The sequence below is a fragment of the Paenibacillus sp. VTT E-133291 genome (genome assembly GCF_002264395.1).
Classification (GTDB): Bacteria; Bacillota; Bacilli; order Paenibacillales; family Paenibacillaceae; genus Paenibacillus_AQ; species Paenibacillus_AQ nitricinens.
Window position 1 is genome coordinate 173732 of record NZ_NFVA01000001.1, and the last position, 13400, is coordinate 187131.

The following is a 13400-nucleotide window of genomic DNA, read 5'->3' on the forward strand; positions in this document are numbered from 1 at the left end:
ACAGTACAGCGCTTGAGAAACTGCTAATTAACTCGCCATGATAAAAGGAGAAATGAAATATGGATATGGGATTAAATAATAAGATAGCTTTAATTACAGGATCAACAAAAGGTATTGGTAAAGCTATCGCCTTTGAACTTGCCAACGAAGGCGTTAATGTACTAATAAATGGACGGAATTATGAAAAGGTAGAACAAACAGTAAATGAAATTAAAGCAAAATTTCCGGAAACTTCTCCTCAGAATGCTGCTGCCGATATTGTAGATATGGGACAGAGAGAAGCTTTACTTGAAAAATACCCCCATATCGATATTTTAGTTAATAATATGGGGATTTATGAACTGATGAGCTATGACGACGTTGATGATGAAATATTTGAAAAATACATCCGTACGAATGTTCTTGCTGCAAATGGATTAACGAAATTTTATATGCCAAAAATGTTAGAAAACAATTTTGGACGCGTGATCTTCATCGCTAGTGAAGAAGCAATAATGCCGTCAGCTCAAATGCCACAGTATGCAATGACAAAATCAATGCTATTATCGTTGGCAAAAAGCTTATCTAAATTAACAATCGGAACAGAAGTTACCGTCAATACTATCATGCCAGGACCAACACTCTCTGAAAATGTGCACCAAATCATTGATGGAATGTATTCAGATGAAGCGTTGACTTTTTCAGAAAAAGAGAAAAAATTCATGGCTGCAAACTTACCGCAATCTGAAATACAGCGATTTATTAAACCTAATGAAATAGGTAGACTAGCAGCATTTATGAGCAGTCCCTATGCCTCTGCATTTAAAGGCTCTCCGATCCGGATGGATGGGGGCATGGTACCTACTATTTTCTAAATGTAGTATCGATACAAAAAAAGCCACGCCTTATGGAATGGCTTTTTTTGATATATTATTCACTGTCCTCCGGTATAACAAAGGATACCAAAGTACCTTCACCTTGTTTACTTTGAATAAAAAGACCCTGACCATACAATTGCATCAGTCTTCGATGGGTGTTAGCCAGTCCGATGCCGCTTTTAGCTTTCATGGTCGGTTCCAGCAACAACGCAAGCGTGCTATGATCCATACCTAACCCATTATCCTCCACTTCGATCTTTATAGCATTGTTCAGACGTGTGGCCCGAATATAAACGGTACCACCCTGCTGACGCTTGAGCAGACCATGCTTAATAGCATTTTCTACCAAGGGCTGGATGGATAGAGGGGGTAACAGGATATTAATGTCTGGATCCACCTCCCAAACAACAGAAATTCGTTCTGCGAATCGTGTTTGTTCAATATACAAATAAGATTCTACCAGCTCTAGTTCATGAGAAAGGTTCACGAGTTCTCCGATATTTAAAAAGTCAAAGCTGATTCGCAAAAAGGAAGTAAATGCAGTAATGAGCTCTTGCATCTTTTTAGTATCCATATCACTGAGTGCCGCAATAGAGTTCAATGTATTGAACAAGAAATGGGGTTGAATCTGTGCCTGTAGATAAGCCGCTTCAATACGCACCCGTTCATTAAAAGAAATTTTCATCGCTGTTAAGGCTCGAATGCGATATTTGAGTTCAACTGCATCCACAGGTTTGGTAACATAATCATTTGCGCCGGAGTAGAATCCTGTGTAGATATCCTCAGGTTGACTGCGGGCAGTCAGCAATATTACTGGGAGCTCATATAACGAATAACGCGCGCGAACCTTTTGCGTTAATTCATATCCTGACATATGCGGCATCATTACATCACTAATCAGTAAATCCCAACGCTTTTTATCTAGCCAATCCAGTGCTTCTTGCGCTGAGTTCACCGTCGTAATGAGATAAGGTTCGTTTTCAAGAATGCCCTTTAGCACATTCAGATTAACAGGGTCGTCATCTACCACCAAGAGATTCACCTTGGCGTCTGTAAAGAGTGGCGGGATTTTGTCAGTATGTTGATTAGTTTGTTCGGAAATCCCCCATTTAGCCATCTGCTTATAAATCTCATCTGGTGTATACGTTGTTATAGGTGCAGCCTCTCTTACTATCTGTTCGCTATAGGGATCAGCAAGGGGGAGTGCAAAACTGAAAGTTGAACCTTTGCCGAATTCAGAAAGGATGCTCAAGCTGCCACCATGCAGTTCTACCAGCTGCCTGCTAATGCTAAGTCCCAGTCCAATTCCACGCCCGTCATTTATTCCGTGAGGGCCTTGCTCATAGGGGAGGAATACCCGCGCCATGGTCTCTTCGGTCATGCCTACTCCGGTATCTGTTACATAAATAAAGATATGAGCGTCTTTTTCCTCAGCTGAAACAGAAACAAGTCCTTGCTCGGTGTATTTGAGCGCGTTGTGCACTAGATTTAATAATACTTGTACTAGTCGTTTCTCATCCGCAAGAATAGGAGGTATAGATTCTGGTATGTTCATGGATAACCGTACCGGTTTACCTTCAATCATATATTGAAGCATATTGATGACTCCGGGAACCACCGATTGAACTAAAATAGGCTCCTGATGCAAAATAACGCGATGCTCTTGAAGACGTACTACATCCAGTAGATCACCAAGCATATGGGACATACGGCGGCTGATGGTAATCAGTAACTCCATATCTTGCCGACTACTCTCGTTGAGCCTGTCCTTTTCCTTCGTTATTATATTTTGCGCGATATTCATAATTCCATGAACTGGTGTTCGCAGCTCGTGAGAGGTATTGGCAAGAAACTGATCCTTAAGTTTATCTGCTTTTTTCAGCTGCTCATTTAACTCCATGTTCTCTTTGGCATTCTGAAAATACTTTTTAAACCAATAAGCTGAGAAGCCTACGATGGCGGCAATAATATCCACAGGATAGTAGACAATTGAATAGTGGCCGTTACTATCCCACAAGTTCCATAACAAATTAGAGATGATGGCCGCACCTGATATCAGTAGAAAAACAATATCTTTATCATCTTGCCTTTTGAACAATAAGCGTCCCAAGCTATAGATCAACCAGATAAAGGGAATATACTGAAACACTTGAATGATACCCCAGTGAATCGATGTACTGACCAAATAAGCAGGAACGATAAATATAAATAAGGTATAAAGGAAAAGACACCACGTGTAAGCGCGTAACCACTTGTTGACTTCGGCACCTGAGGTGAATTTCCTGAAAACAAGCAGAATAAAAAGGTTCTGCCATAAGAAGGCGATTAAACGGATTTTTAAAGACCAAGTGTAATTAATCGGCAGTAATACTAGAACTAAATTGTCATTTCGGGCCAAAAGGATGACGGCTACAGATAATGTCATTAGCCCTACAAGGAACAGGGCACGTTCTTTAGGATTAAATAAATACAGAATACAGGCATACAGCCCATGTAGTAGCAGGATGATTGCAGTAAGCATTTGAAATCCAACGGTATAAAAATTTGTCCGGTTAACCACTTCCTGAGAGCCAAATAAAATAGGCCCGCTAATACCGCCTTTATAGGGGTGATCAAAGTTTACTACCTGAATAAGTACATCTATTTCTGTCATATTTTCCGAAAAATATGATGCTGTAAATGAGGTGGTTTTTGGTGCATATGTATTGGTATCGAGAGAAATTATCCCATTATTGTGAATAGGGCTGCCGTTAATTTCCACACTGGAGGCGGAATAAATTTGTTTGATCCAGAACGAGATAGGCTGCTGAAGCGGTTCTACCAAAATACGCAGGCGGTACGTCCCATATCCATATGATGTTGTGTGATCAGTTCCGATAGCATTGCTCCAATTCCCAGGAACTTGAAGCGCTTGGGATTGCCTTGGGATAGTGGAAGTCTTGGACGAAACAAATTGCGAAGGATAGAAGCTCCATTCACCATCTAGCCTGAATAAGTTCGCCTTCTCCAGATCCTGGCCACGTAAATCCAGTACACCGTTTCTAATCATAGGTACATTGTTGGAAACCTTAAATATGTTGAACCAAATGCAGCGTAGGCCAAAGAGAATGCTGATAAAAAGTAGAATGATTGCTAATTTGTTTAAGATAGTATTATTTTTCATGAGAACATTATAGCAAATAATTCTAATTTAGAATCTAAAATGGATTTATTAATCTAAGATGAGCAAATACCAGCATGATCTTAACGGCCAGTATAGTTATAATTGTTCTTTATAAACAATAACTTGTAAATATTGTTATTATTAGAGAGGGAGTTTTCAAAAATCTGCAATAGGTAATGCACTGAAAAGAAAAGGAATGAACCGAATGCCTAAGGAAGAAGTGTTAAAAGGCGGTAATGTAAATCATATAGTCCGTATGGCGGACACTGTTCGCCGCCCTATAGGTTATTGGAGTCCAAATGTTCATAAACTACTCAAACATTTGGAACATCAGGGCTATGAGGGAGCACCAAAATTTCTCGGAATCGATGATTCTGGCCGTGAAATATTGACATTTATTTCCGGAGAAGTTCCAGGGAATAATTATCCAAACCTTGAACCGTATATGTGGACGGACGAAACGCTTGCCGGTTTGGCACATCTTATGCGTCGTTTCCATGATGTGACTATAGTGTTCCGGCCCAATATGGAGGACAGATGGCAGCTTAGCTATGCCGATGATGCCGAACACGAAGTGATCTGTCATAATGACGCAGCGTTGTATAATGTTGTCTTTCAAAAGGAGGCTCCTGTGGCGTTGATTGATTTTGACATGGCAGGTCCAGGTCCGCGGATGTGGGACATTGCGTACACCCTTTACACTTCTGTTCCTCTTGCGAGTTTCGCACCTAACCATACTTCTGGAACCACAGAAGCATATCAATTTGAAATCCATGCCGTAGAGCGACGTCGGCGAATTCATTTGTTTTTTGAAGCTTATGGAATTCCCGTCCCAAATAATCTGCGACAGTGGATTATACAACGTTTGATAGTACTGTGTGATACGCTACGAAATGGTGCCGCCGAAGGGAATCCTGCCTTTCAGAAAATGGTTGACGAGGGTCACTTAGCCCACTATGAGAGTGAGATACGTTTTGTAACAGATCATTTCGAAGATTGGATATAAAAATCGGATATTCCGCTCACGGACAGGATAATTGAATAAAATTAAAAAAGTATACCATTGGAATTGAGGTCTGAGAATGAGAGTAAAGCGAATTGTAACCAATATTAAAACACAGAATGCTTCAGCAGCAAAAAGCTTTTACCAGGACGTCCTCGAGCTTGATTTATTGATGGATCATGGTTGGATCGAAACATACGGCTTACTAGGGAAGGAGAACATTCAAATAAGCTTCGCCTCACAGGGCGGCTCCAATACGCCAACTCCAGATCTATCAATTGAAGTTGATGATGTCGATGCGGTGTTTGAACGTATGAAGAATGCTGGATACACGATAGAATATGGACCTGTTGATGAGCCTTGGGGAGTCCGGCGATTCTATGAACGCGACCCATTTGGCAAACTTATCAACATCCTTGCTCATGGACATTAGATAAACGGTCACATCGTGCAGAGATCTAGATTGTTAATCTATCGGAATCAATTCCGTCCTTTTAGGGACGGAGTTTTTTGCGTTCTTATAAATGATTTTAAGGAAGCGTGATTAGGTCCTCCAAAAATCTATGCTCACTCAATAGTATTTCATATATTTCATAAGCTCAGAAATTCCTAAAAACTGCTTCATTAATTGACTATTTAATTTTTGTAACGCAAGCTCGAAAGACAATTCAACTTTCTTGTAGTTTTGTGTCTCTATTTCATTCAGGAGTTGTTTCATATTCTCGATATAATACACGGTCTTCCTTAAACTGCTGATGAGGATAATCTTTCTTAATTCCGTTAGCGTATAAACTCTATAGCCGTTGTCTTTGTTTCTATTCGAGGTAACTAGTCCTTCTTGTTCCCAATGTCGAATGGCTGATGGCTTAACGCCTGCTATTTGTGCAACTTCACCAATTGTCATTGCGTTTATTTCCTCTAAATCATTGTATTTTGATATATCTGCGTTTCGGAACATGCTTAATACATCCTCTAACCTATGTTTTTCCGTTTGTGTATTATACTGTTCCTGATTGATTGACCAAAGTACATACTCCATTTGCCGGGCTTTAATCTTTCTCATCACATCGTACACAACTGGAATCTCATATCCTTGTAAAAGTGTCCGAATCGTAATAAAAGCTTGAATATGAATGTCTGTATAACATCGACGATTGCTAGCAGTCCTCGGGACTTCGGGAATTAAGCCTTGATCTTCATATCTTCTTAAAGTAGTGGTACTTACATTTAATTTCTTAGCTATCATTGTTGGTGTATAAATATCTCCCATAATGGCCATCGCCCCCAAAACATTAAAGTTAAACCTTCAAGTGCTACAACAATATTAAATCTAATTTAACGACATATATCAAGCTTTAGAATGGGATAAACCGAAAGATTGCATGAATGTTATATGATATTTCTATAAAACACTAAGGAGAGGATTGTTTGAAAAAAATCATACGATTAAACAACCATTCAGCAATAGAAGTAGGATTAACAGGAGGATCAGATCGTCCAACCATCATGTTACCTATCGCTAAAAAATCCGTGTACAATCAGGAAGCAGAAAATCTAAAGCTTTGGGGCGTAGATCCTGAAATAGGTAAACATTTTGTTGAAGGTCTTTCGGATACCTTTCAAGTGCTTTACTTTGATTATGAAGGTCATCTCTTTCAACATCCAGTGGACAACTTAACTGTAGACCATATTGTGAAGGATCTGCTCCTCATTGCTGATGAAATGAACGTTAAGAGCTTTAGCTACTACGGATATTCATGGTTAGCTTTAATTGGTCTACAATTGGGTATCAGAACAAATCGTCTGGAAAGCTTGGTCATGGGAGGTTTTCCGCCTTATAAGGGTCCCTATCAAGAGATGCTGATTGTAACTCAGAAAACACATACCCAAGCTTTGAATAATCAAAATGAGGCAGCTGAAAAAAGCTCTATCGAAACAGAGAATCTTGATGAGATAGACTGGGACAACATCAAAGTATCAATGGATACCCGTGTAACAGCTCAATTTGTTGCCTTATACGAGAGCCTTACCGCTTTTGATGATCGTAGTATTCACCATTTGCTGAGTCTCCCAAAATTAGCTTTTGCAGGAGAAAATGATACTATCGTATATGGTGAGAATTTTGGGAATGTTACTGTGGACATCGGCGGGATATTAAAAAAGAATAAAGAACAATTGACTGATTTAGGCTGGGATGTTGAAATTCTAAGGGGAACCCAAATGGATCATACCAAAGCTATGCAGCCAGCCGTGGTGTTACCATTGATTAAGCCCTGGTTTGTAAAACAACTATAAATAAAAAAGGGAAAATTTAATAGATTAGCCGGTGTTGCCTATTAAAGGGTAAACCGGCTTTTTTTCACGCGTCATATTTTTAGCATGGAATGTCGAAGCTTATGAAGACCCAAAATGTTTTCTTGCTTTGATTACTTAAGAAAATAAACTTTTTTGCAACCTAAACCCTTCTTTCCTTACTTTATAAGTGAGGCCTTAATAAACTGAACGGAAGTGATGGAGTGGAAGATAGTGAAATCATACAATTGTACTTTGCGCGCAAGGAATCAGCAATAGAAGAAACCTCCCGAAAATATAGGAACTATTGTATTAAGATCGCTCATAACATTTTATCTAATATTGAAGATTCGGAAGAATGCGTGAACGATACTTTTTTAGGGGCGTGGGAAGCGATACCGCCGAAATCACCTGCAAAGCTATCATCTTTTCTGGGGAGGATCACACGAAATATCGCGTTAAATAAATACGATTATTATATGGCCAAAAAGCGGAATAAAAAATTCGATACGATTCTTGATGAATTAAATGATTGTTTATTCTCGCCAGACAATGTTGAGAGTCAATACGAGGAAGAACAGATGGCTGAATCCATAAGCAATTTCCTGCTGAAGATAAACGAAGATCATCGAAATATTTTTCTGAGACGTTACTGGTACTCCGATTCTTTGGCTGAAATCTCAGTGCGATTTGCAATAAGTGAAAGTAAGACCAAATCAGTTCTTTTCAGAACACGAAAAAAACTCCAAATATACCTTATGAAAGAGGGCTATATCCTATGAATAATAAAGATCTATTTAAGACGATTGGTTATGTAGACGAAAATCTGGTAGAAAAGGCTAACACAGCTAGACGCACTCATAAGAAAACATTTGCGAAATGGGGAACTATGGCTGCTTGCGCTGCTCTAATATTAGGAATTTCCATTTACAGCTCTCCTCTGAAGACATCAATGACTAATTCACCACAAATATCGCAGCAAACACCAGTATCAGCTCCCAACGGTGTTCGGAAAATATTAAATTACAACGGATATCGTTATGCATTCGTAAGTGATGGTGCTCAGTTTAAGTTCACAGGAATGAAGCCTGAGAAATCACTTGGAACCTTAGAGTATGATATGAACCAAGAGATCGGAAAGGACGATGGAGATAAGGATCTAGATAAGGATTATTCCTCTACGTTCGCTGTTGGCGGAAAGCTATATGAAATTCCGACGTATCCATCCCATTTCCGCATAGCGGTCAAGTATGAAGAACAATTTTATCTGGCTGAAGTCGTAGCGAAGTTAAACGATGCTAAGATGACCGCAAAGGAATATCTGGATATGTCTAACCTGAAAAAGCATGTGAAAGACATCCATGTTCTTAACCATGTGGGCAATGAAGAGTTGAAAAAAATGACGGATCATGTTGCTGTTGAATCTATCATAGATGGGCTATACACCTCGACAACAGCTAGTTTAAGCAATAAGGAATATGAGGCTATTGCAGGGGCCCAGTCTCAAGGGAAATCGTATCAACTTCAGTTCAACCTGAAGGATGGAACCCATATGGCTATGTATATCATTCCCGAATTAAAAGTCGTATCTATGGGAGATGCCTATTATCAATTGTCGGACAACTTCTTTGATCAATCCGGTGAGCTCTTTTCAGGGCTTGAACAAGAAGTGTTGCCGCTTTACTGAGTAGAGAAATTTGGAGCTGAAGAATTACCAGAACTCAATTAATCTGGAATAGGAAGGCGTGTAGTCCTCCTATTCCATATTTCAATATTTAAAAGAACAGATAATTAAATTTCAAGGATGTTGACACGACACCAAATGGTGTCCTATAATCAATTAGACACTGAATGGTGTCCAATTGGGCATCGATGAGTATAATCGGTGACACTACAGGTAATATTACGGAAAAGGTGGGGGTGGTTTTGAACGATAATAGTCAAGTGAGGGATGTTTATGACGCTGTTGCAGATCCAACTAGGCGAAAACTACTTCAAATATTGGCTGATGTTGATGAATTACCCCTACATGAAATTACGGTTCATTTTGAAATGGGTCGTACTGCAGTTTCTAAGCACTTGTCTATTCTTAAAGATGCTGATCTTGTAATGGCTCGAAAGGTTGGGAGAGAGACGAGATATAGGTTGAATGCCAGTCCATTGAAAGAAATTCGAGATTGGGTATCTTTTTATGAAGGTTTCTGGAAAGAAAGAATTGATAAACTAAAACTTTTATTGGAGGAAGAACTATGAAACCAGATGTATCCTTAGATTTTCAATTTACAAGTTCAATCGAGAAGGTATGGAACGCTTTAACGGATTCAGATACACTTGCGAAATGGATTTGGAGCAATGACTTTAAACCAGTCGTAGGACATAAATTCCAATTTCGTGCAGAGCCTAATGAATGGTGGGATGGCATTGTAAATTGTGAGGTTCTCGTAGTAGACGAGCCGAATACATTATCCTATACTTGGCATAGTGCTGGAGAAGGTACTACGGTTACTTGGACTTTGAGCAAAGAGTCCGACGGTAAGGTTCATCTTCATCTTGGTCAATCTGGATTTAGTGAAGAAACCAAAGCACGTCAAGGTGCGATCGAAGGGGCTAAATATGCCTGGACGAATATGGGCAGCCAGCTTGAAAAGGTATTAGCAGAATTGTAAAATAAATCGCAAATGATTTAAATTCATTGGCTTGGTTCAAGAATTGGGCGCTTTTCTGAAATAAGGAAAGTGCCCTTTTTAATGGAATAAATCATGGCAATACTATTTGATGAGAATGGAGATGAGATGAAATCACTATGAGAATAAACCGATTAATTGCGAACAATATTAATAAGTTAGATGCAGTACTACCCGTAGAGCAATCCCTAGGGATTGCAGGTTTGTCTGGTTCTGGTAAAACAACCTTTTGTCAAACCATCGGCGAAGAATCCAAGAAACGTCTCGTTTCTTTATTGCCAAAGGCAGAATATCAGTATTTATTCCCTAACATTATGGAAACTAACTTTAGTGCGATCCAGATGGAAGCAATGCCACTTGTACTTTTTCTAGGGAGATCATCGATTTCTTCCAATCCTCGATCAACCATAGGCACACATACGGGTGTGTTTACAGAGATTCGTGTTACGCTTGCTGAACAATTCAACCTATCTCCTGAGGTATTTTCATTTAATAATGAATTAGGTTGGTGTCCGGATTGTAAAGGTCGCGGCACCACTAAAAATATCGAATGTAAAAAGTGTAAGGGGAACCGCTATAATCACGAAACTGAACAATATAAAATAAAGGTATTGAATCAAGACATGAGTATTTCCGATATCAATGACTTGAGTATTGAAACTGTTTTTTCTTTGGCAGAAGTGCTGAATATTAGTGAAGGTAAACAAAACATTCTAAAGAACATAATCCATATGAATATTGGTTATTTAACCTTAAATCGCATTATGGGCACATTGTCAGGAGGAGAGTTAACACGACTTTACTTGGCAGAATTCATGGCAACCAGTGAAAATACAGTAATTATTATTGATGAAATCTCTGTGGGTCTGGATCATCAAACCCTTTTGAAAATATTAGAACAGATTAAACAGCTAGGATTTAAAAATCAAATTTGGCTCATTGATCATTCTGACACGGTATTAGATATTACGGACGAGCAATTGTTCTTTGGACCAGGTAGTGGTAAGTACGGTGGAAAAATTGTTGAAGAATCGCCACGTCCAAGCCCGATCAATGGAGACATTAATCAGGTTGCACCAACAGAATACTATCATTTTCATGATCTTTACTGCCGTAATATTCAAATGGCTGAAATTCAGATCCCCCGCAATAGAGTTGTAACTTTCACAGGTGAATCTGGTTGCGGTAAATCCACACTCGTTAATGAATGTATGTCCAAAGATTTCCAGAAGCGCTATCCCAAAGATAAACTGGTGATTGTAGGGCAAGATCGGAACCAATCGATAACCAGTCGTTCGACGGTAGCGACTTTTCTAGATATTAAAAGAAAGCTCACCAAATATAGCGAAGAGATTGATGAACTTTTCCAGCGCTCCATAGAAGATATTATTGATGAACTCCCAAATGAAGACATAGCACATAAACGCTTAAGCTTATTGATCAAGCTTGGACTTGGTTATTTGACGTTAGAGAGAAAAACCCAGTCTTTATCAACCGGTGAATTTCAATGTGTACATTTAGTTTCCGAGCTATTTGCGGGTTCTAGAAACCCAAATACGCTTTTTATTTTTGACGAGCCTTCTAAAGGGTTATCACAAAATATTCTAAATCAGTTCATTGACAGCATCAAGGTCATTCTTCAGGATGAATCCGTCTCTATTATGATGATTGAACATAACTCATATATGTTAGAAAACTCTGACTTTATCGTTGATTTTGGCAAAAGACAGCTCGAACCGGTGGAGCATCTCGATGTTGTCAGCCATGAAGCGTATTATCGTCAACTTAACCGTGAAGATCATGTCGCTCCATTACAAATTCCTTCCACACTGCGGCAACAAAATGGCGTCAACTATTTAAAAGAAGATCAGATTGCCTATTTCAAAAATGCAGAAAACATCTATAAAGGTGGTATCCTAAAAAGCTTATCCTCCATGGCACGTTTGATATATGGTGAATATGAATCAGATACGATTGCACCGGTCATTGCCATTGATCTGGAAAGACATTTATATAGTCAATATACTTTTCTATATGAAATTGGTGGTTTGATCAACCATATTGTTACGGCGCATCCAACGAATAAAGATACGAGCAGCTTCGATTTCTATTATCAAGATAATCATTGTCCGTGCTGTAAGGGACGTAGAGTCATTGAAAAATTTGATTTTGATATGGTGCTTCAGGACAAAAATGTGCCGTTCTGGGATGGTTTAATGCATCCAGATGCAATGGATATTCTAAAATTCTATCAATTCCCCAAGATCAAATTCATCTTTGAAGAGATTAAGAATGAACTCGGACAAGATCTCAGCAAGAGCTATAATGAGATGACGGATGCAGAAAAGCATACGTTTTGGTACGGGTATTGGGAAAAGTCATTTTATGATAAAGCAAGCAAAGCGACAAGAACTTGGGAAGGTTTTAATTACATCATTGGGAACTACATGGTGATCTCGAAGGCGATCATTAAAGAGCATATTAAGCAGTCGAAAATAATGATCACTTGTCCAATTTGTAAAGGAACCGTACTGAATCATCATAAAAAGCTCAAGTTTGGCGACACGGATATCCGTGATATGATTGGGCAACCTCTGGATCAAGTGATGGGAACCGTTGGCAAATTACAGGCGCTTGAAAAAATGAAGGCTATTGTTGGCGGTGATATGGTTCTGACAGAGGATGTCTCGCTAATGCCAAGGGAAACACAAGTCGCTCTAAAAATGCTTGAACTAGAGCTGGCGAGCTTTGCGCATTATGAAATGGTGTTACAAAATGCTTTGCCATTCTGGGGCAATATTAGCGGCAGTATTGAATCCATCAGCGTTAATAATCGGATTACAATTTGTGATTTTGACAATATCAACGAAACCAGAGAGAACATCATTGATAAGTATTTCACGAATGGAAAATACAAGAAACTGACCTATGTTTATGAAGCGTTTGGGTACAAAAAACTGGTCACTTTGATTAATAAGATAAAGGCTAGTCAACCCTGTCCATTCTGCAAAGGGAAGAAAGTCATATCAGAAGATGGACTGCATGATGGTGTTTATAAGCTAACGATTCCATGTGTTCGTTGTTATGCCAGTGGCATTAATGATGAAGGGCGAAAGGAAAGCGTTGAAGGCATTGATGTGCAGACCTGGCTAACAGGTACGGTAAGTGATGTCGTGACGGAAAGCTCAACTATTGCGGCGGTAGCTGATATTCCAATCTTCAATCGTATTCGTGAGTTGCATAAACAAGAAATGATGGCCGTTTATCAATATCTTGAGCAAAATAACTAAAGAAGCGCACCGCTTAGAATAGACATTGGATCAACCTCAGGGTAAATTCCGATGAAATTCTAGGGGGTGTGTTTTTTTATATTAGCAATGAAAAGTCTTGAGTGACTATAT

11 protein-coding genes are annotated in these 13400 nt (G+C 39.1%); 9 read left to right on the top strand and 2 right to left on the bottom strand.

All coding sequences use genetic code 11. From position 1 onward, the window contains the following. The first annotated feature begins 59 nt into the window (after nucleotides 1-59). Entirely contained in the window at nucleotides 60-854 is a 795-nt protein-coding gene (locus tag CA598_RS00725) for an SDR family NAD(P)-dependent oxidoreductase (protein ID WP_094868784.1), read from the top strand. Nucleotides 855-909: 55 nt separating this feature from the next. Here CA598_RS00725 and CA598_RS00730 read toward each other — a convergent pair whose 3' ends face one another. After that, on the bottom strand, nucleotides 910-3906 hold the full coding sequence (locus CA598_RS00730) for a hybrid sensor histidine kinase/response regulator (protein WP_256990291.1): 2997 nt from the start codon (nucleotides 3904-3906) through the stop codon (nucleotides 910-912). A gap of 319 nt (nucleotides 3907-4225) precedes the next feature. On the opposite strand from CA598_RS00730, the gene CA598_RS00735 reads away from it, so the two are divergent. Further along, the gene (locus CA598_RS00735) at nucleotides 4226-5026 is read left to right on the top strand and encodes a phosphotransferase (protein ID WP_094874961.1); all 801 of its coding nucleotides are present in this window, start codon (nucleotides 4226-4228) and stop codon (nucleotides 5024-5026) included. A gap of 76 nt (nucleotides 5027-5102) precedes the next feature. Then, entirely contained in the window at nucleotides 5103-5456 is a 354-nt protein-coding gene (locus CA598_RS00740; protein ID WP_094874962.1) for a VOC family protein, read from the top strand. A 138-nt stretch (nucleotides 5457-5594) separates the two neighbouring features. On the opposite strand, the gene CA598_RS00745 is transcribed toward CA598_RS00740, so the two are convergent. Continuing rightward, nucleotides 5595-6293 (bottom strand): MerR family DNA-binding transcriptional regulator, encoded by a 699-nt coding sequence (locus CA598_RS00745; protein ID WP_094868788.1) that lies wholly within the window; start codon nucleotides 6291-6293, stop codon nucleotides 5595-5597. 158 nt (nucleotides 6294-6451) lie between these two features. On the opposite strand from CA598_RS00745, the gene CA598_RS00750 reads away from it, so the two are divergent. From CA598_RS00750 to CA598_RS00775, 6 genes are all read left to right on the top strand, one after another. Next, on the top strand, nucleotides 6452-7318 hold the full coding sequence (locus CA598_RS00750) for an alpha/beta fold hydrolase (RefSeq protein ID WP_094868789.1): 867 nt from the start codon (nucleotides 6452-6454) through the stop codon (nucleotides 7316-7318). A gap of 221 nt (nucleotides 7319-7539) precedes the next feature. Further along, nucleotides 7540-8097, top strand: a complete 558-nt coding sequence (locus tag CA598_RS00755; RefSeq protein WP_094874963.1) for an RNA polymerase sigma factor — start codon at nucleotides 7540-7542, stop codon at nucleotides 8095-8097. After that, nucleotides 8094-9002, top strand: coding sequence for a hypothetical protein (locus tag CA598_RS00760; protein WP_256990292.1), 909 nt, complete (start codon nucleotides 8094-8096; stop codon nucleotides 9000-9002). The genes CA598_RS00755 and CA598_RS00760 overlap by 4 nt, the downstream gene beginning before the upstream one ends. Nucleotides 9003-9235: 233 nt before the next feature. After that, on the top strand, nucleotides 9236-9568 hold the full coding sequence (locus tag CA598_RS00765) for an ArsR/SmtB family transcription factor (RefSeq protein WP_373455802.1): 333 nt from the start codon (nucleotides 9236-9238) through the stop codon (nucleotides 9566-9568). Further along, nucleotides 9565-9981, top strand: a complete 417-nt coding sequence (locus tag CA598_RS00770; protein ID WP_094874965.1) for an SRPBCC family protein — start codon at nucleotides 9565-9567, stop codon at nucleotides 9979-9981. Before CA598_RS00765 ends, CA598_RS00770 begins: the two co-directional genes overlap by 4 nt. A 137-nt stretch (nucleotides 9982-10118) precedes the next feature. Further along, nucleotides 10119-13289, top strand: coding sequence for an ATP-binding cassette domain-containing protein (locus CA598_RS00775; protein ID WP_094874966.1), 3171 nt, complete (start codon nucleotides 10119-10121; stop codon nucleotides 13287-13289). Nucleotides 13290-13400: the final 111 nt, after the last annotated feature.